At 66.8% G+C, this 25,698-nt stretch carries 18 protein-coding genes; 16 read left to right on the top strand and 2 right to left on the bottom strand.

Annotation, left to right across the window (positions count from 1 at the left end; all coding sequences use genetic code 11):
* The first annotated feature begins 54 nt into the window (after positions 1-54).
* The 15 genes from BTH_RS02060 (at position 55) to BTH_RS01980 (ending at position 21,749) form a co-directional block, all read left to right on the top strand.
* Positions 55-1,338 carry a methyltransferase family protein gene (locus BTH_RS02060; RefSeq protein WP_009895263.1) on the top strand — a complete coding sequence of 428 codons (1,284 nt, stop codon included), beginning with the start codon at positions 55-57 and terminating at the stop codon, positions 1,336-1,338.
* A gap of 744 nt (positions 1,339-2,082) precedes the next feature.
* Positions 2,083-3,426, top strand: coding sequence for a membrane protein (locus BTH_RS02045; RefSeq protein ID WP_009895261.1), 1,344 nt, complete (start codon positions 2,083-2,085; stop codon positions 3,424-3,426).
* Between the two features lie 31 nt (positions 3,427-3,457).
* Positions 3,458-4,786 carry a cellulase family glycosylhydrolase gene (locus BTH_RS02040; RefSeq protein ID WP_009895260.1) on the top strand — a complete coding sequence of 443 codons (1,329 nt, stop codon included), beginning with the start codon at positions 3,458-3,460 and terminating at the stop codon, positions 4,784-4,786.
* A gap of 123 nt (positions 4,787-4,909) precedes the next feature.
* Positions 4,910-7,273: a GNVR domain-containing protein gene (locus tag BTH_RS02035; RefSeq protein WP_009895259.1), complete on the top strand. Its 2,364-nt coding sequence runs from the start codon at positions 4,910-4,912 to the stop codon at positions 7,271-7,273.
* 472 nt (positions 7,274-7,745) lie between these two features.
* Complete coding sequence (locus BTH_RS02030) at positions 7,746-8,930, top strand: glycosyl hydrolase (RefSeq protein WP_011400893.1); 1,185 nt, start codon at positions 7,746-7,748, stop codon at positions 8,928-8,930.
* Positions 8,931-9,206: 276 nt separating this feature from the next.
* On the top strand, positions 9,207-9,599 hold the full coding sequence (locus tag BTH_RS02025; protein ID WP_011400892.1) for a hypothetical protein: 393 nt from the start codon (positions 9,207-9,209) through the stop codon (positions 9,597-9,599).
* Positions 9,600-9,929: 330 nt separating this feature from the next.
* Entirely contained in the window at positions 9,930-10,205 is a 276-nt protein-coding gene (locus BTH_RS02020) for a metal/formaldehyde-sensitive transcriptional repressor (protein WP_009895255.1), read from the top strand.
* A gap of 12 nt (positions 10,206-10,217) precedes the next feature.
* Complete coding sequence (gene dmeF / locus BTH_RS02015; protein ID WP_009895254.1) at positions 10,218-11,501, top strand: CDF family Co(II)/Ni(II) efflux transporter DmeF; 1,284 nt, start codon at positions 10,218-10,220, stop codon at positions 11,499-11,501.
* An 828-nt stretch (positions 11,502-12,329) separates the two neighbouring features.
* The gene (locus BTH_RS02010) at positions 12,330-13,382 is read left to right on the top strand and encodes a deoxyribonuclease II family protein (protein WP_009895252.1); all 1,053 of its coding nucleotides are present in this window, start codon (positions 12,330-12,332) and stop codon (positions 13,380-13,382) included.
* A 67-nt stretch (positions 13,383-13,449) separates the two neighbouring features.
* Entirely contained in the window at positions 13,450-16,356 is a 2,907-nt protein-coding gene (locus BTH_RS02005; protein ID WP_009895251.1) for a GTPase, read from the top strand.
* On the top strand, positions 16,353-17,135 hold the full coding sequence (locus BTH_RS02000; protein WP_009895250.1) for a hypothetical protein: 783 nt from the start codon (positions 16,353-16,355) through the stop codon (positions 17,133-17,135). Before BTH_RS02005 ends, BTH_RS02000 begins: the two co-directional genes overlap by 4 nt.
* Entirely contained in the window at positions 17,132-17,935 is an 804-nt protein-coding gene (locus BTH_RS01995; RefSeq protein ID WP_009895249.1) for a hypothetical protein, read from the top strand. The genes BTH_RS02000 and BTH_RS01995 overlap by 4 nt, the downstream gene beginning before the upstream one ends.
* On the top strand, positions 17,936-19,558 hold the full coding sequence (locus tag BTH_RS01990) for a metallophosphoesterase family protein (protein WP_009895248.1): 1,623 nt from the start codon (positions 17,936-17,938) through the stop codon (positions 19,556-19,558).
* Between the two features lie 75 nt (positions 19,559-19,633).
* Positions 19,634-20,572 carry a hypothetical protein gene (locus BTH_RS01985; RefSeq protein WP_009895247.1) on the top strand — a complete coding sequence of 313 codons (939 nt, stop codon included), beginning with the start codon at positions 19,634-19,636 and terminating at the stop codon, positions 20,570-20,572.
* 22 nt (positions 20,573-20,594) lie between these two features.
* The gene (locus BTH_RS01980; protein WP_009895245.1) at positions 20,595-21,749 is read left to right on the top strand and encodes a ferritin-like domain-containing protein; all 1,155 of its coding nucleotides are present in this window, start codon (positions 20,595-20,597) and stop codon (positions 21,747-21,749) included.
* Positions 21,750-21,849: 100 nt separating this feature from the next.
* Here BTH_RS01980 and BTH_RS01975 read toward each other — a convergent pair whose 3' ends face one another.
* On the bottom strand, positions 21,850-22,602 hold the full coding sequence (locus BTH_RS01975) for a class II aldolase/adducin family protein (RefSeq protein ID WP_009895243.1): 753 nt from the start codon (positions 22,600-22,602) through the stop codon (positions 21,850-21,852).
* A gap of 232 nt (positions 22,603-22,834) precedes the next feature.
* Between BTH_RS01975 and BTH_RS01970 the strand changes: the two genes are divergently transcribed.
* Positions 22,835-23,509: a uracil-DNA glycosylase family protein gene (locus BTH_RS01970; protein WP_009895241.1), complete on the top strand. Its 675-nt coding sequence runs from the start codon at positions 22,835-22,837 to the stop codon at positions 23,507-23,509.
* Positions 23,510-23,644: 135 nt separating this feature from the next.
* Here the strand turns inward: BTH_RS01970 and BTH_RS01965 are convergent, their stop codons facing one another.
* A complete protein-coding gene (locus BTH_RS01965) occupies positions 23,645-25,579 on the bottom strand; it encodes a Xaa-Pro dipeptidyl-peptidase (RefSeq protein ID WP_009895240.1) in 1,935 nt (644 codons plus the stop codon).
* Positions 25,580-25,698: the final 119 nt, after the last annotated feature.

The raw sequence follows: 25,698 nt of genomic DNA, 5'->3' as shown, positions 1-25,698 counted from the left end.
AACCATTCCAAACGCCCGGCCGCCCGCCGTCCATGTCATGACACGGGGGATGACATGCAATCCACTCTCGACAGCGTCGCGAACGCGCAAGAACGGCCGCCGCGTTCGGCGACGCCATTTTCGATCGGCCTCGCCGGCATCGCCGCGGGGCTCTTCACGCTGTGGGCGTCGCGCGGCGCGGCCGCGCTGACGGGCACCGAGCGCAGCCTGCTCGCGTGCGCGGCGATCATCGCGACGATCGGCGCATACGAGCTGTTCGTCGCGCGCGTCCATCTGCGGCCGAGCGCCGGCCTCGCGAATCGCGCGCTGCGGCCGCTCAGCATCGCGCGCGTGTCGCTGCGGCTCGCCGCGCTCGCGTCGGTGTACGCGGGCTTCGCGCTCGTCTACTGGCTGCTGCCCGAGTATCACGGCGCGTTCTACCAGCCGTTCTGGTCGCTCGTCGGCATGCTCGCGCCGTACGTCGCGCTCACCGCGCCGCTCTATTTCGGCTGGATGGACCGGCGCATGCGCGACGTCGACGACGCGTATCTGTGCTGGGGCCGGTGGCTGTTGCGCGGACAGCGCCCGGCCGACTGGCGGCCGATCCGCGAGATGCTCGCCGGCTGGGCCGTGAAGGCGTTCTTCCTGCCGCTGATGGTCGTCTATCTGTCGACGGATGCCGAGCGCATCGGCGCGTCGTTCGCGAGCGCCGCGAGCGCGCCGTTCTCGCTCGCGACTTTCCGCTTCATGTACGACCTGTCGTACACGATGGACCTGATGTTCGGCGCGGTCGGCTATCTGTGCACGTTCCGCCTGCTCGATTCGCACGTGCGCAGCGCCGAGCCGACGACGCTCGGCTGGCTCGCCGCGCTGATCTGCTATCAACCGTTCTGGTCGCTGATCGCGAACAACTACATCCGCTACGAAGGCTCGATGTTCTGGGACAACTGGCTGCTGTCGGTGCCCGTGATCCGATTCGCGTGGGGCGCGGTCATCGTCGTGCTGCTGCTCTGCTATGCATTGTCGACGATCTCGTTCGGGCTGCGCTTCTCGAACCTGACCAACCGCGGCATCATCACGTCGGGCCCGTACCGGTTCACGAAGCATCCCGCGTATCTCGCGAAGAACCTGTCGTACTGGATGATCTCGGTGCCGTTCGTCGAGCCGCTCGGATGGCGTCTCGCGATCATGCATTCGGCGGCGCTCGTCGCGGTGAATCTGCTGTACTGGCTGCGCGCGAAAACCGAGGAGCGGCATCTGATGCGCGATCCCGACTATCGCGCGTACGCCGAATGGATCGCGCGGCACGGGATGTTCGCGAAGCTCGGGCGGATGGTTGGATGGGGGCAGCGCGCGTAACGCCGCGGCCCGACGATCGACGCCCGGCGCGCGCCGGCACGCCGCCGCGCGCCGAGCGCGCCCGTGCTCGGCATCGCCAGGAGGCCGCGCGATCGGCCGGGCGCGAAGCTGGAATCGTCGCGCGCGCATCGAACGATGTCGAAGCCGGCGCATGCGCGCTTCGGCCCTCGGCGCGACGACATTTCGAGATTGCCTGTCCGGATGACAGGCACGCTCACACTTTCTGACATTCGCGCGGCAATCGAACGCGAACCGCCGGCATACCGAAACGCCGAAACGGCGCCGAGCCGCGCGATCGCCCCGCCGGCCCAACATCCGTCGCCCCCCGCATGACTTCGCACCGCTAACGATCGCACGCGCGGCCCGCGCCGGCCGCCTCGCCCGCGCGCGACCTTCCGCCAATCGCGCGCCACCTCCCATCGTCTTCCCCCTATTTTTCGCCGCCGCCGACGCCGATTCCCCGCCTTCTGCGCGATCCGCGTAGTGTGGGCTGTCGTACTTTCCCGGCCGGACGGCAACGCTATCCTTCGACGCAGATGCATGGCTCGCGCGTCGATCCATGTTCGACGCCGCCGCCCTTGGGCGGCGGCGCCCGCCAACCGGGCCGTCGGGCGACGGCCGGCCGCGCGAACGCGTCCACGGGCGCGCAGCCCGAGTGAATCAGACGAATCGAGCCGGCGCCGCCCTCGTTGCGGCATCGCTCGCTGATTGAAGGCGGCGCCCGCAACCGTTCGAGACCCGACGATGTCAGCCCGCAAGACCCGGCGGTTCGATCCGCAGTTCGACTCGCCACCCGACCACTACGCACCGATGCCACGTATCTCGAAGATACACGGACTCTGGGCGGCGACGTTCGTCATCGCAGTCGCGAGCGACGTGCTGTCCGGCGCGATCCGTTACTACACGTCGCTCGCCGGCGTCGCGCCGCTCGGCTATCTGCCGAAGGCGCTGATGGTTGCGTGCCTCGGGCTCGCGATCGTCCGGCAGCCGAAAGCGAGCCACGTGCTCGTCGCCGCGTACCTCGCGGCGCAGACGTGCGTGTCGCTCGCGAACGGCGTGAGCCTGAGCGCGGTCGGCTTCTGGATCTGGACGATCGCGCCGATGCTGTTCGCGATCGTGATGCCGCCGCAAGCGCTCGACAAGCTCGAGTCGCCGCGAATGCTCGGCGCATTCGTCGCGCTCGCGCTGCTGTGCATCGGCGGCGTGCTGCTCAACTATTTCGTGAAGCTGCCGTGGGTCGGCGGCAGCGTCGACATCGGCGGCGTCAGCGTGCAGCTCGCGAAATCCTCGTATGTCGGCACCTCGTCGCGGCTGCCCGGCTTCGGCCGCAGCAGCGCGACGACGGGCCTGATGATCGGACTGCTGACGACCTGGATCTTCCCGCGCCTGCGCTCGCGGCTCGCGCTCGCCGCGCTGCTCTCGATCGCGGCGGTCGGCATCTGGGCGACGACGAACAAGACGACGCTCGTCGCGCTCGCGCTCGTCGTCGCGCTGCATTGCATGCTGCGCGCGCATTCGCTTCGCACCGTGTGCCTCTGGGCGACCGCGCTCACGATCGCGCTGCCGATCGCCGGCTGGATCGCGACGCTCGCGAGCACGCAGGACGTCGGCAGCTCGGGCTCGCTGTCGTCGATGCAGGACCGCTTCATCAACACATGGCCGCTGCTGATCGAAGGGCTGCTGCGCGAGCACATGATCTGGTTCGGCATCGGGCCGGGCGGATTCGGCGCGGCGGTCGGCTACTACACAGCCGATTTCGGCTTCAACGTCGGCTACGCGGACAACATGGCGCTCTACACGGTCGCGAACTTCGGCGTGATCGGCGCCGCACTGATCCTCGCCGCATTCGTGCGCCTGATCCTCGCGCGGCCGGCGAACGATCGGCCTGTCTGGCTGATGCTGTGCTTCCTGCTCGTGAGCGGCCTGACGACGGACATCTGCGAGACGATCGGTTGCCTGCTGTTCCTCGGCCTGACGCTGCGCTCGATCAACCTGCACGCGCCGCGGCGCGCACGCATCGCGAGCGCGCGCATCGCGTTCGAGCGGCTGCGATGCGACACGGGCGCGGCCGCGCCGAACGCGCGCTGACGCCGCGATGCACCGCAAAGGAAACGACGATATGAAGAACCCGACGCCCAACCCGCGCCGCCGGCAGCTCGTCGCGCTCGCAGGCGCGATGCTCGCCGCGCCCGGCCTGTCGCACGCGGCGACGACCGTCGTGCTGGACGCCGCCCAAGCGGGCGCCGACGCGAGGCGCCGCTATATCGACTTGCCCGGCTTCATCGCATCGCGCGGGACCACCGGTATCGCCGTGCACGAAATCGACGATATGACGCTGCTCGACGCGGTGAAGGACGCGGGCTTCTCGTTCGTCCGCGCGGACCTGTTCTGGGAGGCTGTCGATACGCCGCACGGCTGGGACTTCTCGAGATACGACGCGCTCGTCGCCAACCTGGCCGAGCGCGGGCTCGGCGCGCTGTTCATTCTCGGCGGCATTCATCGCCGGTACAGCCCGAACCAGCCGCCGACGACGCCCGCCCAGCTCGCCGCGTTTCGTCAGTACGTGTTCAACGCCGCGCAGCGCTACAAAGGCAAGCCGGTGCGCTTCGAGGTGTGGAACGAGCAGGATCACAAGACCTACTGGCACGGCGAGCCATCGCCCGCCGCTTACCGGAACGTGCTGAAGCTGGCGGTGCAGGCGGTGAAGGCCGCGAATCCCGAGGCGGCCGTCGCGACGGGCGGCGTGCAGCAAGTCAACCGCACGTTCATCCGCGCGGTCGGCGACATCGCCAGCCCGGCGCAGCCCGCGCCCGACGCGATCAGCGTGCATCCGTACCGGCAGACCGAACCGGAAACGGTGTTCGCCGACTACGCGGCGCTGCGGCGCGACCTGTCGTCGTACCGGACGCGGCCGCAAATCTGGGCGACCGAATGGTCGTATCCGAGCTACGGCTACAACTACGTGGCCGACATCGGCGACGGCCATTCGAGCATCGCGCGCGCGCGCCAGGCGAACTACGCGGTGCGACTGCTGCTCGCGAACTGGATTTCGCAGATCGGGCTCACGTCGTACTACGACATTCGCAACGACGGCCGCGATCGCAGGAACATGGAGCACAACTTCGGACTCCTCGACGCGGACGATGCGGCGCTGCCCGCGTACGTCGCGGTTCGCCGGCTTTTCTCGTTCACCGCCAACGCCACGCGCGCTCAGTATTGTCTGGATTCGGACGCGCGCTACGTGGTGCTGAAGCTCGCCGCCGCACGCGCGACGAAGTACGCGGTCTGGTGCTACGGCAACGGCAACGCGATCGGCGTCGATCTGTCGCGGTTGCCCGCCGGCGCGGCCGTGACCGACATGTACGGCGCCGGACTCGACGCCGGCAATCGCAGGCGGCTCGACGTGCCCGAGGCACGCGGGCCGGTATTCATCACGATCGGGGCATGAGCGTCGTGCCCGGCTCCACGGCCGCACCGGGCCGGATTCGCTCGACGCTCGATGAAGAGGATTGACTGAGAGGATTGCGGCGGCCCGCATCGCGGCCGCCGTCGCATATCACGGGAAATAACGATGGATCTGAAAGCACAACCGATTTCGGCGACACCGCACGCCAAGCGAAACGACGGGCTCGCGAGCCTCTGGTGGAGCGTCGTTCGGCACCGGCGGCTCTTCGCGGCGATCGTCGCCGCGTTCCTCGCGCTGGGCGTCCTGTACGCGCTCGTCGCCACGCCGCAGTACCGCGCCGAAGCGTTGCTGCGAATCCAGACGAAGCCCGGATCGGCGATCAGCGCACTGTCCGACGTGTCCGGCACGATCTCGAACGGCCCGTCCGCGAACGACGAGAGCGAGGTGCTGACCTCGCGCGCGATCGTCGGCGCGGCGATCGAGCAGATCGGCGCGAACCTCGAGATCCGCACGCTCGGCCATTTCCCGCTCATCGGCCGCCTGCTCGCGTCCGGGCATGCGAACGACGACAAGCTCGCGCCGCCGCTGCTCGGTCTGTCCGGCTTCGCATGGGGCGGCGAGAAACTGAAGCTCGGCGAATTCTCGCTGCCGGACGCCGCGCTCGGCGACAAGTTCCGGCTCGTCGCGGGCGACGCCGGACAATGGACGCTCTACGACAAGGAAGACCGCCTGCTCGCGCGCGGCGCGCTCGGCGACAGCGTGCCGTTCACCGTCGCCGTCGACGGCGAACGCGCTCAACCCGGCCGGATTCGCGTCGACACGCTGCGCGCGCGCTCGGGCATCGCGTTCTCGATCGTCAAGGAACCCACGCAGCGCGTCTACGACGATGTGATGAAGAAGATGAAGACGGTCGTGTCGAATCGCGATTCGACGCTCGAAGAGCCGTCGATGATGAAGCTCGTCTATCAGGCCGACACGCCGCAGCGCGTGCAGGAGATGGTCAACGCGATCGTGCGCGTCTATCTGGACCAGGACATCAAGTATCGCGCGGAAAAGGCGCAGCGCAATCTCGACTCGCTGCACGCACGGCTGCCCGGCCTGAAGAAGGACCTCGAGAAAGCGGAGGACGCGCTGAACCGGTATCGCACGACGACGGGCACGATCGACGTCGACCAGCAAGGCATCGCGCTCATCAACCGGCTGAACTCGCTGTCCGAGCATCAGACGGTGCTGCAGCTCGCGCTCGACAACGTGAAGGCGCGGTTCCTGCCGGGCAGCACCACGTATCAAACCGTGCAGACGCAGCTCAATCAGGTGAAGAAGGAGATCCAGCAGACGACGACGGCAGCCAACAAGCTGCCCACCGCGCAGCGAGAATTCGTTCGACTGTCGCGCCAGGTGTCGGTCGCGACGCAGCTCTACACGAGCGTGCTGACCAATGCGCAGCAACTCGAGATCGCCGTGGCCAGCACGACGCCCGGCGTGAGCGTCGTCGACTGGGCGAACAAGCCGTACAAGAAGGCCTGGCCGCAACGCGGCATCGTCGTGCTTGGCGCGCTGCTGGGCGGACTGTTCGCGGGCCTCGCCGCCGCCTATCTGCTCGCGCGCCATCGCGACGAACTGAGCGGGCCGTCGTCGATCGCGAACGTATCCGACATTCCTTGCGTCGCGGTGGTCGCGCCGTCCGCGGAATCGCTCGCGCTCAACGACGATCGATCCGGCAAGGCGCGCGCGACAGTGAAGCCGCTCGCCGCGCAATGCCCGAACGATCCGGGCGTCGAGGCGCTGCGCGCGCTGCGCACGAGCCTGCGCGCGGCGCTCGCGCACGACGGCCGCGGCGGCGGCAAGGTGGTCGTGTTCGCCGGCCCGACGGCGGGCGTCGGCAGCAGCTTCGTCGCATCGAATCTCGCCTATCTGTTCGCCGACGCGAACGCGTCGGTGCTCTTCGTCGACGCCGACATGCGCGGCGGCTCGCACAACCCGCTCGGCGTGGGCCGCAACGGCGGCGCGATCGGTCTTGCGAACGTGCTCGAAGGCGGGCAGCCGCTCGAAAAGGCGATCGTCAAGCTCGGCAAGAGCAAGCTGTCGGTGATGACGCCCGGCACGCTCACGGGATCGAATCCGGGCGAGTTGCTCGAACGCCCGGAATTCCCGCAGTTGCTCGCGGCATTGCGCACGCGTTTCGACTTCGTGATCGTCGACGCGCCGCCCGTGCTGCCGTACAGCGACACGCTGTCGATCGCCGCGCAAGACTGCGACGCGGTGCTGCTCGTGTCGCGCGGCAGAACGACGCGCGCGTCGGAACTCGAAACGGCGCTGCAGCGCCTCGACAGCGTCGACGCGAAAATCGCCGGTCACGTCTTCAATGCATATGTCGCGCCGCCGCGCCCGCCCCGGACGTCGCTGCGCGACGAGTGGCGCGAAATCGTCGCGCGTGGGACGAAGCCTCACCGCCCTGCACGGCCCGCGCAAGCGAAGCAGACGTTCAAGCTCGCGAAGAGCGCGGTCGCGAAGGCCTCCCGAAACTGAAGGTGGCCGTTCCGGTTTCGCCGGATTCCGAATCAATACGATATAAAGAAGCAATCAACGCAAAACCGGAGATTTAAAAACCTCCGGTTTTTTATTGGCTCAAACGTTCATCCATCCGCCACAACGACGACGATCGTTTCATGAATCGATCGCGAATCGAACTAGAACCCGACTAGATAAAACACTCGATCGTCTTCTGCCGCCCGTGCGCGCCGCGCACGAGCCGACCTCATCCATGCAGGCCGCGAAGGCCCGTCACATAAGCGCTCTACACTTTTCGACACTGCGGCATTTGCCCTCTCGAAGCGTGTCGCGAACGTTCTCCAGACCTCACGCCGAGTAGGCAAAAGCCATCCGGAAGCCACTATTTATCTCTCGAGCGCGAACATTCGCGGCGATCGATACGGAATTTTGAGATAGGTTTATCTCAATTTAACCTAAAATAGAGTTTTCCTTGATCGGAGAACCCATCATGAAGCGCCTAGCCGCGGTTGCCACGAGCGTGACACAATCGATTGGCATTCCTATCCATTACACGAAAGCAACGGCCATATTGTTCACGCTGCTGCTCTGCGCCTGCGGCGGCGGCGGAGACCAAAGCAAGGTCAATGCCGCCGCCTCGCCCGTCAACAGCGTCGTCGCGCCGGCTGCCGGTACGTCGTCATCCGGCACGGCCGCGCCCGGCGCTTCGTCGCCGTCGGAGACGGCTTCGGTACTGCCGTTTTTCGGCGCGAACGGCCATTACGTCGGCGGCGGCGTCTACGCGTCGGTCCCGCTCGCCACTCAGGCAAGCCATCTCGCCGGGCTCGGCATGACCGTCTATCGGCAGGACGCGTACATTCCCGATCACATCGATGCGCTCGCATCGGCAGCCATTCCCGGCCTCGGTGCCGGCATCACGGTCCTGCCGATGATCGAGGCGCATCCTTGGGCCGATCCGTCGCTGAACGGGCAGCAGCCGACCGAAGCGAGCGCCTACGCGTACGCATACAAGCTGTCCGTCTACGCGGCGAAGAAACTCGCAGGCATCCCGATGGTGGAGTTCGGCAACGAGTACGACATCGACAGCCACAACGCGCCGATCCAGGGCGACGGCATCAATATTTCGGACTACGACAATTCGACCTTTCCGGTCTGGCGCGGCGCGCTCAGAGGCGCGCTCGACGGCTGGCGCTCGGTCGACACGAACCACACGACGAAGCTGATCGCGAACGCGACGTCGGGCGCGCTGCACTTCGGTTTCCTCGACGGCCTGATGACCGGCACGCAGCCCGACGGCACCACCGGCCATCCGAAGATCACGCCCGACGTGATTCAGTGGCACTGGTATTCGAATGGCGGCGATTTCGAAAACGCGCTCGGCAAGACCGGCCGATACAACGTGCTTGCGCGACTGAAAGACCGCTACAACCTGCCGATCGTCATCACCGAGATCGGCGTGAACACGGACAACTCGGACGCGCAGATCGCCGCGTACATCGCGAAGACGATCCCCGAACTGGTTGCGGCGAAAGCGGCCTACAACGTCATCGGCTTCAACTGGTATGAGCTTTACGACGATCGCACCGGACCTTACGGCTTAATGACGAACAACGCGCAGGAAAAGCCGCGTTACGGGCTCATGCGAGCGGCGATCGCCGGCGCCGTGCAGAACTGATCGGCTGGCCCGCGGCGCCGTGCGCATCGGAAAAACGCGGCATGCTTGTAACCGATCGGTAACGCATGCTTCCGCTTCCCGGGATACGGTGCAGATTCTGCCCGTACATGCGCCCGCGGTCGGCGCGCATCCGGCGCGCACGGCTCTCGTCCGCGCGCGCCGCCTCGCCGAGCGCGGCCCGCCGCCGCAGTTACCTTTGATTACAACGCCGCCGTTGCACGCCATGGCCGGTTCGTACAATGCAATGGCCCAAACAACGTTTAGGAAGAGGCGAAAATGAAAGGCATTCGTTTGGTTGCACTGACTGCTACGGGTCTGTTCGTGTTGTTCTCGTCGGTCGCGCACGCGGCGGGCGGCGGCCACGGCGGTGGCATGGGTGGCATGGGTGGCATGGGTGGCATGGGTGGCGTGGGTGGCGTGGGTGGCGTGGGTGGCGTGGGCGGTGCCGGCGGCATGTCGGCGGGTCATATGAGCAGTTCGGGTATGACGAACACGAACGGCTTCAATTCGGGCGACCGCGACAAGGGTTTCTCGCGCGCGTCTGACCGCGCGTCCGCGCATGCGAACCTCGCGGATACGCGACCGGCCCGCACGCGCTCGCATGCAACGACGCATACGGCCCGCCAGCACCCTCTCGGCAAGCACCTGGCTGTCGGCAAGACGAGCTGATCGATTCGCCGCAGCACGCGATATTGATGACAAGGGCGCCAGTGGCGCCCTTGTCGTTTCGGGCGTCCGACGTTCATCGCCCAGCCGGTCTCGCGCCCCGGCTCAGCCCGATCCCTGAACGGTTCCGCTTCCCCTCGCGCTGCTCGCTGGCAAGCAGGAGCAACGCGCGATCGTCAGCCGGCGCAGCCGTCCGCCATCACCATGCCGAATCGCTCGGCCGTCCGTGAAAAGCCCGCCTCCCCCCGGAAACGACAGCGCCCGGATACCCCGCCCTGCTGTACAAACGGGCTGATTGCCATATACTCCCCCCCGGTATTTTGAGGAAAAGCGATGAGCCACACTATCCGCGAAAAACAGAAACTGCTGAACCGCGTGCGACGCATCAAGGGACAGGTCGAGGCGATCGAGCGCGCGCTCGAGGAGGAATGCGGTTGCGGCGACGTGCTGCAGCGAATCACGAGTTGCCGCGGCGCGATGAACGGCCTGCTGGCCGTCGTGCTCGAGGATCACATCCGCACGCACCTCGTCGACGCGGAGGCGCACGACGATCACGAAGGCAGCGCATCCGAGCAGTTGATCGATGTCGTTCACAGTTATTTCAAGTAAACGGAGCTCACGATGAGCGAATTCGAAAACGTCGCGTTCGGCGCGGGGCACGACCATATTTTCCTCGGCGCGGCGCACGAGCAGAACGAACGCAGGACCTGGACCGTCATCGCGCTGTGCGCGGCGATGATGGTTGCGGAGATCGTCGGCGGCACGCTGTTCGGCTCGCTCGCGCTCGTCGCGGACGGTTTGCACATGTCGACCCATGCGGGTGCGATGCTGATCGCGGCGTTCGCGTACACGTACGCACGCCGGCACGCGAACGACGCGCGTTTCGTATTCGGCACGGGCAAGCTCGGCGACCTGGCCGGCTTCACGAGTGCGATCGTGCTCGCGATGATCGCGCTGTTCATCGCGTACGAGGCGATCTCGCGATTCCTCTCGCCCGTCCAGATCCACTTCGACCAAGCGATTCCGATCGCCGTGCTCGGTCTGCTCGTGAATCTCGCGAGCGTGTGGCTGCTGAGCGGCGATCACCATGGCCATGACCACCATCACGGACATGGGCATGGACATGACGCGCACCACGATCACGACGACGACGATACGCAGACGATCTCGACGCGCGCAGGCGTCTTCGCGATATCGATCTTCGAAGATGGCGTGCCGCCGGTATTCCGGATCTCACCCGCGGCTAAACAGGCATCCTTAGGCGACTCGCGGGCGACGATCACGACGATCCGCGCCGACGGATCGCGACGGACGTTCGATATGGCCAAGCGCGGCGACTGCCTGGAATCGATCGACCCGATCCCCGAGCCGCACGCGTTCACCGCGATCGTGAAATTGCACGACTCCGAGCATGCGCTTGCCTTCACCGAGCACGAACATGCACACGATCATGGCCATGGCGGCTCGAACGACGCCACGGCGCGCGATCACAACATCCGGTCCGCCTACATACACGTGATCGCGGACGCGGCCGTCTCGGTGCTCGCGATCGCCGGGCTCGTGCTCGCACGCACGTTCGGCTGGATGTGGATGGACCCGCTCGCGGGCATCGTCGGCGCACTCGTGATCGCGAACTGGTCGTACGGCCTGATGCGCGATACGGGCCGCATTCTCCTCGACGTCAGTCCGGACACTCGCCTTGCCGACAACGTGCGCCGCTCGATCGAAAGCGGCGGCGATCGCGTCACCGATCTGCATGTCTGGCGTCTCGGCCCCGGCCACATGAGCGCGGTCGTATCCGTCGCGACAGGCGATCCGGCACGCGACTCACGCTTCTATCACCAATTGTTGAAGCGCTTCAAGAGTTTGTCGCACGTGACCGTCGAAGTGCATTGCCGCGCCTGACGCAAAGGCGAAACGACGATCGTCGTCCACTGCCGCGACACCGAGCCAAAGCGGCGTCCGGCTCGACGAACGCGCGCGGCGGGATGTCGACGACCGTGCCGCAGGCGGGCAATGAACAGGCCCGCGCATGACGGCCATCCTGCGCGCCGGTTCCTCTTCGGACCGGCGCCGTCGCATGCCGGCGAGTGAAGCGCTTCACTCAGAATCGAGCGGCGCTTGCGCGGACGGCGCCTCGCCCATGCCCCTGCCGGCCGGCGCCGAAACCCGAGCGGCTCGCGTCGCTCCGTCCGGCGATGAACGGACCCGATGCCTTCCGGGGCGTTGTCGCGGCCCCCAAAAACGACGCCTATCCGGCATCGCAATGCGCCCGGATTGTGCTTACCGTTTTCGTTTGCGTGTCCTATGCTAAGACCACAAGAACCCGCCGCGTCCGGAGTCGTGCCGCTTCGGCCGTCAACGAACGGGTTCATGCGCAAAGACAACGGACAGTAAGAAAGGAGGGGACCTCTATGCGCATCAGTCGATCCATCCGCTAGACCATTCGCATTCCTACTCACTGATCGTCGACACCGATGGTTCGCGACGCGAGCCGACGGGCGGCGTCGTGCGCGCGCGCCGGCATTCGGCAACCCATGCACGCGCAACGCGCATTCGCCCGCCGTCCGCGAAGAGACCCTCGCGCGTCCGGACAAAACGAAGCACTGCCGCGTTGCGAGTGCCACGCAGCCGGCAACAGCTGACCACCGTCGACGACCGGAAAAAGACGCTTCGCGGCAGCAGGCGTCGCTCGCCGCGCACGCGGCGCCATTCAGCAACCGGGGGCATCAAATGGCCATCTCGCCGCGCGACGAACAGAATCGATCCGTCGATCTGTGGTTCGCCTACAAAGTACCGAAGCTCACGAAGGATGCCGACAGCGACAGCGCGAGCGGCTACGAGTACGTGTACTACGACCGTCAAGTCGGGGCAGTGCAGAAATCGCCTAACCTGATGAATGATCCGAAGGGGGCGCTGTTCTACACGCTCGATTCGGTCTTCGGCGATCCGGGCGACACGACGGGCTGGATTCTCTACAACGACGAAATGCCCGCCGATGCGAATCGCTCGAACAATGCGACGCTCGGCCATACGAAAGGCGTGATCGCCTTCGATATCGCGTCGAGCTCCGCATTGTGGCTGCTGCACTCGTGGCCGAAATACGCGAGCCCGTCGGTGCCCGGCGTGCCGACGCCGCTTTACGGCCAGACATTCCTGTGCCTGAGCCTCGATCTCGCGACGGCCGGCAAGCTCGCCGCGCAGATGGCGCTGCATCAGCAGCCGCAGGTCTATCTGCCGCGCACCGGCGGGCTCGATCACACGAGCCCCCTGTATGCGCTCACTCAACCGCTCAACGCATCCGCGCCCGGAGATTCCGACTCGCTCGATTTCAAGACGCGCGGCGGCGTGCCGTTCAAGGTGATCGCGAAGAATCGCAAATGGGGAAAGGACTTCTGGAACGACCTCGTCGGCCCGACACTGAAAGCCGACATGTACGTCGAGACCTGGATACGCGGCAAGATCCCGCCCGTCCTCGATTCGGACGGCGTGCACAAGACCTACGACATCAAGTTCATCGATCTGCGCAAGCTGGGCGCGCCGTGGGCGTGGCCCGAGACGCAGGACCACGCGAAGTGGGGCATCACGACGACCGACAACTGGGTATGCGTCGGCGACATCAACCGGATGGTGACGCAAGAGAAACGCGGCGGCGGCACGATCGCCTTCCAGGACCCGAAGCTGTGGAAGGCGCTTTGCGAAACCGATCTGATCATACCGCCGCCCGGCAAGACCGACGCGCAGGCACGGGCAATGATCCGCAAGACGCACGAACCGGCCGAATAGCGCGGCGTCCGCCCGCACAACAAAATGTCGACGCTCGCGCTTCCCCACATCGCCCAGGAGCCTTGCCATGAATGCGCATCCACCCGCCGGCGCGCTCGTGCCGCTCGTCACGCGCCATACCGACATCGCAGCCGCCGCGCCGCTGCGCGGCACGACGACGCTGCCGCCCGTCGCATGGGAACGCATCGGCCGGAGCGCGCCCTCGCGCATCGCGCCCGGCGCGCGCGCGCCCGATGATCCGCTGCCGCGCGCCGACATCGTCGTGATCACGTGGACGAGCGCCGAGTGGTTCGCGCTCGACCACGTGTTCGTCAACAGCGGCCACACCGGCGACTACAACGATTACGCATGGAAGCAGGCGTGGCTGCCGTACACGCGCGGCGCGTCGTCGTACGCGGCGGACACGAAATCGGGCCTGCTCTGGGGGCTCTTTCAGATGGTGCGGATCATCGATCGCTCGGGACGCCCGTGGAATGTGCTGCTGTTCAAGTCGAACGCGCATCTCGCGCATTCGCCTTGGCTGGACGGCTTGTCCGCAATGCTTCGCTGCATCGCCGAGGATGCCCGCCCCGATCGCATCTACACGATCGGGACCGCGGGCGGCGCGCGCCGCGATCAGCGCCTCGGCGACACGGTGCTCGCGAACGCCGCGCTGCTCGAGGTGCAGCGCCCGCAGAACGCGACGAGCCACGACGGCGGCAACGTGTATCGCTGTCCGACGTGGTATCCGTCGACCGCGCTCGTCGGCGAAGTCGAAAGCAGGCTGCTGTTCAGGATGAGCGAAATCGTCACGCAGCAATCGCTCGCCGCGCTCTTCGACGAACTGAAGGCGCGCCACCCCGACGATCCGGGCCTCGGCGAGCTGACGCTGTCGGACCTGCTCAACGATGCGATTCGGCCCGAATGCCTGCACACGCCGGCGATCCGCCCGCTGAAAGATGCGCCGCTTCTGACGACGGATTTCTATTACATCGCAGAGGGCGACGATGCGCATGCGTACTCGTGCCTCGAGATGGACGATGCGGTCATCGCCCAGCAGGCGAACCGGCTCGGCGTGCGTTTCGCCTGCGTGCGCAACATTTCCGATCCGATCGTGCGGCGCCGCACCGACCGAGGCACGCCGATCTCGGACGCCGTACGCGCAGACTGGTCCGGCCTCATCTACTCGACGTTCGGACTGCAGACGAGCTACAACGGCGCGCTCGCGACGTGGGCGACGATAGCGGGCGAAGGTTCGGCAACCTACAACCCGAGCCGCGAACACCGGCCCATCGACGCAGACGATCCGCTCGAGGTGCAGCTCGCATTCCAGGTTCGCTCGTGCGGCACGTGCTCGTTCTTCTGGCCTGCCGATCCGAAGCAGCGCACATACGGTCCGTATACGGCATTCGACTTCGACGTCACCGTGCCCTACCCGGCAAGCGCGAACGGCAAGAGCGGCGCGGTGCGCTGGATCAACGGCCGCACGCGGCCACCGGCGTTCCCGAACGGCGAAGTGATCGACGGCTGCCGCAAGGCGCCCATCATGACGATCGGCATCAATCCGAATCTGACTGCGTTCCTGCCGGGCCAGACAGGCGCCGCGTGGTGCTATCCGGATTTCTCGTCCGACGGCGACACCGACGCATGGGCGAAATACGCGTGGTACTACCGCTATCGGACCGTGTATCAGGAGAAGCTCGACCTCGATTTCGTGCGGCGCTTCATGTTGCCGGAAGAACGCGTGATCGCGGCGCGCGGCGGCGAGGTGACAGGCGCGGCACGCGTCAGCGACAGCCCCGCGTGGTCGATCACGGTGCGCTACGACGGTGACGCAACCGATACCACGGTCGCGATTCCCGGCAAGACCGGCGATTTCCCGTACGTGCTGCTCTTCGACACGTACCGGCCGCACAACCGCTTCGCCGCGGGGGACGTGCTCGCCGCGCGCGTGTCGGTGCCGGAAGGCATCCAGGTCGACGTGCTGCAGCAGCCGCAGAGCTATTACCTGCAGTTCGTGCCCGTGCTGGAGCGCTTCGAGCGCACGCTGCGCAGCGGCGGCCATCCGGCCGCGTCGCTGCACGTCGGCGAGGACGTCTGCCAGCTCGACATGGTCGCGTGCGCGTCGCCGCACTGGAAACCGGGCTTCCTCGGCGGCAGCGACGCAAGCGTCACGGCGATCGTCGACAACTGCGTGAGCCGCAATGCATGGGCGATCAAGCAGATGGTGCAGACACGGCCCGCCGTGCTCTACATCGTCAGCGAAGCGAGCTGGAACATGTTCCATTCGGCGTTCGGCGCGCATGTGCGGCGCGATCCGCCGCTCTCCTCGCATCCAGCCGACAAGGACTACACGCTGCTGAAGGAAACGACCGACCCTGCGCACCCGGCCTATGTCGAGTTCGACGTGACGATCGACGGCGTGCGCTACTTCAATCGCACGCGCCTCGTCATCACCCCGCACTTCTCGTACAACAGCTTCTTCCTGCAGCAATACCGGATGAGCGCGCACGAATGGCAGGCGTTCGGCACGGCTCAGCCGCAATGCGTCGCGGCGCTCACGCCGCAGAACGGCTTCACGCTCGCGCTGCCGACGCCGGAGTACCCGGACGATTATGTCGCGATCCAGTTGCCCGCCGACGCGGATGCGGCGAACGCGGCGCGCGCATGGCTCGCGAGCCAGTTTCCCGAGGCGTCCCGCACGCTCGATGCGTACTTCGTCGACGCGCATGCGTCGATGGCGTCGGTGCTCGACGAGCTCTACGAAAAACGCGCGCTCACGTGGCACGACGCAGACGGCGGCGGCTATCTGTCGCGCACCGAAGGCTCGTGCCGGTTCTGCGTGAATCGCCACTGGCAATTCCCGAACGAATGCCGCTACGACAAGACGCACGAGCCACAACCGCCCGCCGGCTTTCTCGCCAAGGTCGCGCAGCATCTCGTCGCGACCGGCAAGCCCACCGCGCCGGGCGCCACGACAGGAGCACCACGATGAGCACGACCGATCTGCCGCAGGACATGCGCGTCGCACCGGATTCGGTGCGTGTATGGCGAGGCTTCCGGCTGCCTTCGCTCGGCCTCGATCAATTCATGAGCAAGCTCGGCACGGTGTTCGTGCCGGCCACCGTGAAGATGCAGATCGATGCGGGCTTGCGCGCGTATGCGCCGACGGTGCCGGCGGGCCTGCCCGGCAAGCCCACGTCGGTGCCGGACGAGACCGCCATCCTGTTCTGGGCATCGCCCGCGACATACTGGAACGGCTTCGCACGGCTCGCGGTGCGCACGTACACGCTGACGCACAACGGCGTCTACCTGACGCAGGACAATCAGAGCCGCGCCGATTTTCCGGTCCGCTTCGACGGCACGCTCGCAGTCGACCAGCCCGTCTATCTGTATGACGCGCCCGCCGACTGGATGCGCGGCGCGATCCGTCATCTCGTCGCCGCGCGGCCGGCCGCCGCAGATCCCGCGTCGTTTCGCTCGGCCATCGCCAAAGCACTCGCCGATATTCAGAAGAACGTACCGCTTTCCGGCGCGCTCGCATGCGCGGGCAACGACTATGTCGTCTACTGGGAACTCGGCCCTGTCGCGGCGGGCGCCGCGCAGGCGCCAACCGGCGTGCCGCGCCTGCAGGCCGTGCTGACCGACTGGCACGAAACCTTCGCGCCTGCGCCGACGTTCCTGCCAATCGGGCTCTGGGACGAATGGGCCGGCATGGACGTGCGCTCGGGAAGCAGCTTCAACATGCAGTTCGAACGCGAGGTCAGCCGATGAACACGCCGCAAGAGTCCTTCCCGGTCGCGCCGAACGCCGTCTATGTTTGGCGCGGCTTCCGGTCGCCCGCGCTCGATTACGAGCATTTCGTGCAGTTTCTCGGCAGCGTTTTCGTGCCCGCTTGCGTGCTGCTTCAACCGCCCGTGGGATTGCGCGCCTATCTGCCGACAATGATGCCGCAAGCCGGCAAGCCGCCGGCCGTCCCCGATCAGACCGCGCTGATGTTCTGGGCGACGCCCGCATCGCACGACCGCGCGACGAAGGCGATCGCGGCGCGGATCTATCAGAACCTGCACGGCGACGTCTACGACATGGCGCGCAGCAAGCTGCCCGAAGTGCCCGTTGCGCTCGACCCGCACGCCGACGCGCTCGTCGCCGAGCAGCCGTACTTCCTCATCGATCGCGCCGCGGACTGGATGCTCGGCAGCGCGAAGCACTTCGTCGGCGCAAGGCGCGCGAATCTGCGAGCAGCGGATTTTCTCGCGGCCGCGCACGTGTGGGCGACCTCTTTTCAGGCCGAACCGCCCGACGGCGTCGACGGCGCGCTCGTGTGCTGCGGGGACGATTACGTCGCTGCGTGGATACACAGCACGTATCCGCAGCCGCGCCCCTGCCCCGCGCTCGATCAGCTCGCGGCGCTGACGACGCCCGTGCTGCGCATGGCACCGCGCCCGCTCGCGCTGCCGGCCGGGCTATGGGACGACTGGCCGGGCCTCGACCTCGCGCGCGACGCATGCATCAACCTGCAGTTCTCCCGGCCGCGCACGTCCCGCACGGCGCCGCGCGAACCGGAGGCGTGAATGATTCCGATCGAACACTTCGAGGTTCCGCACCTGGCGCTGTGGAAGTCTTGCGTCGCACAAGTGCTTGCACAGGCGCTCGGCGTCGAGCATCGCCCGTCCGCCGGCATCGACGCAGACCATCCGCTGATGCGCGCGACCGACCGCTATTGCCGCGCGATGCTCGACAACCGGCCGCTCGATGCGCCCGCCGCCGACAGCGACGACGAAGAAGCGGTGCAAACCTACCTGTCGTATCTGCATCACCGCCGCGCGCACGCGGCCATCGCCGACGATGCGCAGATCGAGCGCGACATCGAACGTCAGACGCAGCAGTACAAATTCGGCAATCCGCTGTGGCAGCAGATGTACGTTCAGTATTTCAAGTACTACTGGCAATACCCGTATCACAAGGGCGGCGAGCCGCAGTACCGCTCATGGCAGGCCGCCGACGCCGGCAAGGGCGACCCGCGCTACGGCGTGATCGAATGGAAGCTGCCGGCACGGGCGCGCGTCGCGATCGTCGGCGACATCGGCACCGGAACCGACGTCGCGGCAGCCGTGCTCATCGCCGCGTCGAGGTTCGCTCCCGACGCGATTCTGCATCTCGGCGACGTCTACTTCTCCGGCACGCGCTTCGAAACCGAGCATCGGCTCGTCGGCCTCGTGCGCGACGTGCTGCGCAGCGACAAACGCCGCGTGCCGTTCTTCACCGTACCCGGCAACCACGAGTATTTCACGGGCGCCGTGTCGTTCCTGCATGCGCTTGATTCGGGCGAGCTCGTCGACGGCCCCGCGCAGCGGCAGCAGGCCAGTTATTTCTGCCTGCGCACCGCGGACGACGGCTGGCAGTTCCTCGGCCTCGACACCGGCTATCACGGACACTACATGAACGTCGCTGCGTCGGCGCAGCAGGCGACGCTCGAGCGGCTGCACATCGGCAAGGTCGAGACGGCCGGCGAAGGCGCGAGCCCGCATTGGCCGACCGACAGGAATCCGTACTTTCGGCACGCATCGCTCGCCGGCCTTCCGCCGCGCGACACGGCGTCGCCCGTCGACCAGGTGAGCGTGCGCACCGACGAAGCGGCATGGCATCTCGACAAGCTGACGAACTTCCCCGGCCGCTCGATCCTGCTTTCGCATCATCAGCTCTACTCGGCACTCGACGTATGCGGCATCGCGCAGCGCCGCATCGCATCCGGCGCGCCCGATCCGGCCGATTTCAATCGCGAATGGGTGAATACGGCGCTATGGCGACAATTCGGCCCGACGTTCGGCGATCGCGTGGCCGCGTGGCTCTGGGGTCACGAGCACAACCTCGGCATCTTCGCGGACGCATATCGCCCCGCCGATTGGCCGGCCGACGGCGACGAGGCGACGCGCATCTTCAAGACGCTGCCGAAAGGGCGCTGCGCGGGCCACAGCGCGATTCCCGTTCAGGCGAGCGAAGCGCCCTACGCGCAAAAGTACCCGGTGCCGCTGAAGCAGGCGGAACTGCGGCTCGATCTGAGCGACGGCTGGTACAACCGCGGCTTCCAGATTCTCGAGCTCGCGGGCGCAGGGCAGCCGGCCCGGCTGAGCTACTACCAGGTTGCGGAAGCGGACCCGACGCCGCTGCCGCTGTTCGTCGAATCGATTTCATGAGCGATCGGCGACGCCGGAGCGCCAATCGCGCCCGGCTCGCCGATCCCCCGACCGTTCGATCGCAAAGGAGCGCACATGAGCAGCCTCTATTCGATTCGCCCCGATTCGGGTTCCGAGAAAGTCGCGCTGGAACGCGTGTGGGACGGCGACGGCCCGCTCGCAAGCGGTTACACGAGCTTCGTCGCGCTGCCGCGCGCCGGCGAGATCGATCTGATCGCCTACAACAAGGCGACGCAGAAGACCGACGTCTATGCGCTCGGCAATGCCGCGCCGTGGATCAATCCCGTCGATTCGAAGATCGAACTCGCCGGCGGGCCGTGGGATAGCGTCGCGTCGTTCGTGCTCGGCAACGTGCCGTATCTGCTCACGTATCGCGCCGACGACGGCACGTTCGGCTTCTTCGCGCTCGACACCGACCGACGCGCGTCGCCGCCGTATACGTTCGCGCTGCCGCGCAATACGCCGACGCGCGGCTTCACGAACATCGCGCCGTTCACGTCGCTCGGCCAGCAGTACATTCTCGGCTACGACTTCAACACGGGGCGCGTCGCGAACTTCAGCGTCGCCGTCACGCCTTCGTCGGCGGGCGGCGCGCCGCCGCTGCTCGCGTTGAACATCTGGTATCACGAATGGGCGAAAGGCTGGACGCAGTTCTCGTTCTTCCAGCTCGGCGGCGCGAACTTCTTCTTCAAGATCAACACGGCGAAGCTCAACGTCAACATCGACCACATCCAGGACAATCCGGCGCTCGGCACGATCGAGGTCGGCAGCTACCTGCAAGGCCAGTTGCCCGATGCGCTGAAGATCACGAATGCGGCATGCGTGCCGTGGGCGCACGGCGAGCCGACACTCGTCACGTACGTCGCGGGAGACGGCGCGACGGCCATCTACCGGATTCACGCGGACTGCCTCGGCTGGACACGCATCGGCGCCGCGACGGCGAACGCGGGCGCATCGCACGTCGTGCCGTATCGCATCGGCGACACGTCATATGCACTGTTCTATCAAGGCTGAACGAACGATCGAGGAGCATGCGATGAACCCGAACACCGTCCCTGCGGCCGCGCGCGACATCGCGTGGATCAAGCGCGCGCTGCAAGCCGCTATCGAGCTCGAATACTCGACGCTGCCGCTGTATCTGTCCGCGATGTTTTCGCTCGAAGTCCAGAACTACACTGCTTACAACGCGATCCGCAGCGTCGCGATGGAAGAAATGGTGCACATGGCGATTGCGTCGAATCTGCTCGCGGCGCTCGGCGGCTCGCCGCAGTTCAAGTCGATCCGGATCACGTACCCGACGACAGGGCTGCCGGGCGGCGCGGAGCCGGACCTGCACGTCGGCCTCGCGCGCTATTCGAAGCCGCAACTGAAGAATTTCCTGCGCATCGAGACGCCCGCGTTCCTGCTGCGCCAACTGGTCCGCGACGAAGGCTACCCGACGATCGCCGCGTTTTACGAGAGCATCCGCGATGCGATCGGGCGCAACGCCGACGCCGTGCGCGCGGCGGTACAGGCGGGCGGCCCGGCGAACCAGGTGGGCGACGACATCGGCATCGCGACCGTCAGGTACACGCCGGGCGTCGATCCTGTCGAATCGTTCTACGCGGGCATCGACGAAATTCTTCAGCAAGGCGAAGGCTCCGGGCGCGGCGACGTGTTCGCCGGCAATCCGTTCGAAAGCGAAGAATCGCACTATGCGCGCTTCGCCGAGCTCTACTATGGCGCGCGCTACCATGCGCCGTCGCCGCCCGTCGATTTCAATCCGAAGAACGAGCCGCTTTTCTTCGGCGGGCCGGCGATCGCCGCGCCCGTCGTGATCAACACGCTCGCCGTGCCGCGCGACGGCTACGCAAGGATTCTCGCCCTCGATCCCGACCGCGGCGCCGTGGAAAGCGATCTGGACGCGTTCGACAACGGCTTCTCGACGATCCTCTCGACGCTCGATGCGGTATGGAACGGCCCGTCGTCCGCTTCGTGGAAGACGCTCGGCGCGGCCGTGCACGGGATGGTCGACCTGCGCGTGCTGTCGTGCTTCAACATCATGCGCCACCCGGTGCCGGCCGCCGCCGTCGCGCAACTCGCCGAGCTGTATCCGGACGAAATCGGCTACCTGCGCACTTATACCGATCTGTCGAAGCCGGTGTTCTACGGCCCGCGATTCGTCAACGTGAATGGCAAGCAGGCGTCGTGAGCAGTCCGCACGACGACCGGCGTTGGGCGGCGCGCGCAAGGCGCGCCGCTCCTTTGTGTTCGAGCTCGCAGGCTCGCGACGCGGGCCGCCGCGCGAGCGCTCAGGTCCTGTAGCTGCCGTCGCGGCGCTCGAGCTTGCGAAGCAAGGCAGGCCACACGAACGCGCCGCCGAGTCCGCCCGTCTGCACGGACGCCGCTGCCGTACTCGTCGCGACGATCTCGGGCGGTATCTCGATCAGCTCGCCGCCATTCTGCGCGGCAAGCTGAATCTGGCACGCGGTCTCGAACAGATACATCGCGAGAAACGCGTCCGCGATCGTCGGGCCGACCGTCAGCAAGCCGTGATTGCGCAGCATCAGGAACGTCGCGCGCCCGAGATCGGCCTGCAAGCGCGGCTTTTCGTCGTCTCTGAGCGCGACGCCCTCGTAATCGTGATACGCGAGCGAAGGCAACACGAATGTCGATTGCTGTGAAATCGCCCGCATGCCGCCGCGCTGCGCGCTGACCGCCACGCCCGCGCGCGTATGCGTGTGCAACACGCATTGCACGTCTTCGCGCACGGCGTGCACTGCGCTGTGAATCACGAAGCCCGCGCGATTCACCGGATAAGGCGAATCGTCGATCTTGTTGCCGGCCGGATCGACCTTCACGAGCGACGATGCGGTGATCTCCTCGAACATCATCCCGTACGGATTGATCAGAAAATGATGATCGGGGCCGGGCACGCGCGCCGAAATGTGCGTGAAGATCATATCGTCCCAGCCGTGCATCGCGACGAGGCGATAACATGCCGCCAGGTCGCAGCGGAGTTTCCATTCGTCCGGGTCGATGCCGGCGGCAGATGCTGTGCTCATGAAGGCTTCCTTTCGTTGCTGCCGACCGCGCGGCAGCCGCTATCGATGCAAGGGGGACGCGCGTGCATCACGCGCTCGCGACGCGCCGCCGCGGAGAATCAGCTCGCCACCCTACCAGTTTCACGCGCCGACGTGCATCGGGATTGCGAGCGCGCCTGCCCATCGATAGCCGTTCCAAACGTTTGAAACGGGACGGAACGCACGCCACGAAACGGCGGCATAATGACGGGCGATGCCACCGAAACGAAACGCCCCGTCGCCGATCCGCAACGGCGAACGCCCGAAGCCGACGCGCCCCTCCCGTCTCGGCCCCCTCCTTCGCGAGATCCGCGCGTGCACCGTCTGCGCGCCGCACCTTCCGTGCGGACCGCGGCCGGTCGTGCGCGCCGATCCGCGTGCGCGCATCCTGATCGTCGGCCAGGCGCCCGGCGCGCGCGTCCATGCATCCGGCATCCCGTGGGACGACGCGAGCGGAAAACGGCTCAGGGAGTGGCTGAACGTAGACGATGCGACGTTCTACGACGAATCGCTGTTCGCGATCGTCCCGATGGGTTTCTGCTATCCGGGGCGCGGCGCGAGCGGCGACAATCCGCCGCGCCCGGAATGCGCGCCGCTTTGGCTCGACAAACTGCTGGGCGAGTTGCCCGACATTCGGCTCACGCTGCTGATCGGCCAGTATGCGCAACGCCGCTTCCTCGGCGCGCGCCGCAAATCTTCGTTGACCGAAACGGTGCGCGCATGGCCCGAGTACGGGCCGGAATTCATTCCGCTGGCGCATCCGTCACCGCGCAATCAGGGGTGGCTCAAGCAGCATCCATGGTTCGAAGCCGAGGTGCTGCCTGCGCTGCGCGGCAAAGTGGCCGAACTGCTGCCGTCGCCGCCGAGCCGCCGGCAGACGAAGCGCTGATCGCTTGAAAGCGCCCGGTTCGTTCGTTTTCCGAATCGCTTCCACAAACGATTTCGCCGCAGGCGAACCGCCCGCGGCGAAATCTCGTTCAGGCGGCGCACGCGTCGTGCGCCGCCGGTGCCCGCCCGCTTCCCGTCAGGCCGGAAGCAGCGGCAGCGTCACGCTGGTCCCGGCCGGATCGAGCGTGAGCTCGCTGCCGGGGGTGGGCCGCAGCGTCGCCTCGTTGTCGCTCGACAGCACGACGAGCCCGAGCCGGTGGTCGGCTTCGAGCCGGTAGTCGCGAGGCATGAACGTCAGGCGCAGATCGTACGGCATGCCCGGCAGTACAGGCTCCGAGAACCAGTTCGACAGACGGTTGCGCGGGTCTGTCCATGCGCGGGTGACGATCGTTGCGCTGCCGTCCGGCGCGCGATCGATCAGCAGCGCGGTCACGTTTGCGGTCGCCGAGAACGTCAGGCGCACGCGCGCGGTCGCGGTGCCGGAGATCCGCGTCGCGCTCGCGACGGGCGCCGTCTCGAAGCGGCTGCGATGCTCGCCCGTATTCGCGTTCGCCAACGTAAGCGCCAGGATGCGCGCATCGTCGGTGAACTTCGCGAGCGGCCCGCCCGACGGCTGGGTCAGCAGCGTGCCGGTGCTCGCGCCGTCGCCGCCCGCGAAATACGTGACGGACGATGCGCCGCGCGCGGGCCAGCTCGCCTCCTTCAGCAGCGTGCCGTCCGCCTGCTCGATCACCGAGCCCGGGCTGCGCTCGACGCCGTTGTCGAAGCCGAGCAGATAGCGCGTGAACCAGCGGTTCACCTGCTCGGTCCACGCATCCGCCATCGCGGGCACGCGAGTCGGATCGGTATGGCGCGCGCGGTGCAGCCACAATTGCGCGGGCACGCCCTGACGCCGCATGGCGAGATACCACGACGTCGACTGATCGGTCCTGACGTTGTCGTCCGCGAGCCCCTGCGCGACGAGCGCGGGCGCGACCGCGAGCGCACTCGGAATCTCGCGCGCCGCCCAGAACGCCGAGTAGTTGCCCGTCTTGCGATCTTCCTTCTGCAGCGCCTCGTCGATCAGATGCGTGCAGCGCTCCGGATGCGGGTTCGTCAGCAGCGCCTTGATGTAGACGTCGACGTCCTCGCCCTGATAGCCGTCGGGCGCGCGCACGAGCCCGCCCGACCGGTAGTAGCCGTACATGTCCGTCAGCCCGGCAACCGGCACGATCGCGTCGAGCCCGCGCGTGCGCAGGCTCGCGACCATCTTCGGCAGCGTGCCGTCGTACGATACGCCGTACATGCCGACGTGCCCGGTCGACCAGGTCGCGACGATCGGCTTGCCGTTCGCGTCCTTCGCGGCCGCGCCGCGCCCGAGCCAGCGGATCACCGACGCCATCGCAACCGATTCGTCGCGCGTCAGGATCGTCGGGCAGCCGTCCGAGCCGGCCGTGCCGAGCGAATCCGCGTACACGACCGTGAAGCCGCGCGGCACGAAATAGCCTTCGATCCACGAACGCCCCGCTGCGGCCGCGTCGAGCTGCTGCAGAATCCGCGTCTGCGGCGCGGCGGCCATGATTCGCGCGGAGACCGAAGCGCTCGGATGCGGCGTGCCGTCGAGCTCGACGTCGACGTTGTGATTCGGGCTGTCGGCGAGCCCGTTGTAGTAAGGGCTCGCGAGCACGATGACGGGCGTGCGCGCGCCCGACGCGGTTTCGGACGGACGCACGATGCGCACGTGAATCCGGTCCTTCGCGCCGTCGCCGTCGGAATCGACGGGCGTCTCGACCCACGCCTCCTCGGAGATCGTGCCGCCCGACAGCGACGGCTGCACCTGCCCGTTCTGGATCACGGGCCGATAGCGGCCGCCGCTCGACAGGGCGGCATACGGCACGCCGGACGGCGAGAAGCGTTCGGCGAGCTGCTGCGCGCCGGCCGCGGACGGCGCGGCCCCCTCCTGCTGGACCTGAGCGAGCGCGGATGCGCCCGGGACGCCCGCGCCGTCGTCGCCGCCGCAGGCGGCAAGCGTCGCGGCGGCGGCGAGCACGGCAATCCAGGCGCGACGCGGTTCGGTTCGATGAAATCTCATTGTTGTCCTTGTTTCGATGATCGTCTGTAAACGGTCATCCCGTGCGGGATGGCGTCGTGTTGAACATGCCGGCGGACGCTGCCGGCCGCATCGCGCGCATCGTCGCCCGAGGAAGCCGG

Origin of the sequence: Burkholderia thailandensis E264 (assembly GCF_000012365.1) — a bacterium.
In the GTDB taxonomy this organism is placed as follows: domain Bacteria; phylum Pseudomonadota; class Gammaproteobacteria; order Burkholderiales; family Burkholderiaceae; genus Burkholderia; species Burkholderia thailandensis.
The sequence above is the reverse complement of the archived record's forward strand: the minus strand, read 5'-3'. Positions and strand labels throughout refer to the sequence as shown.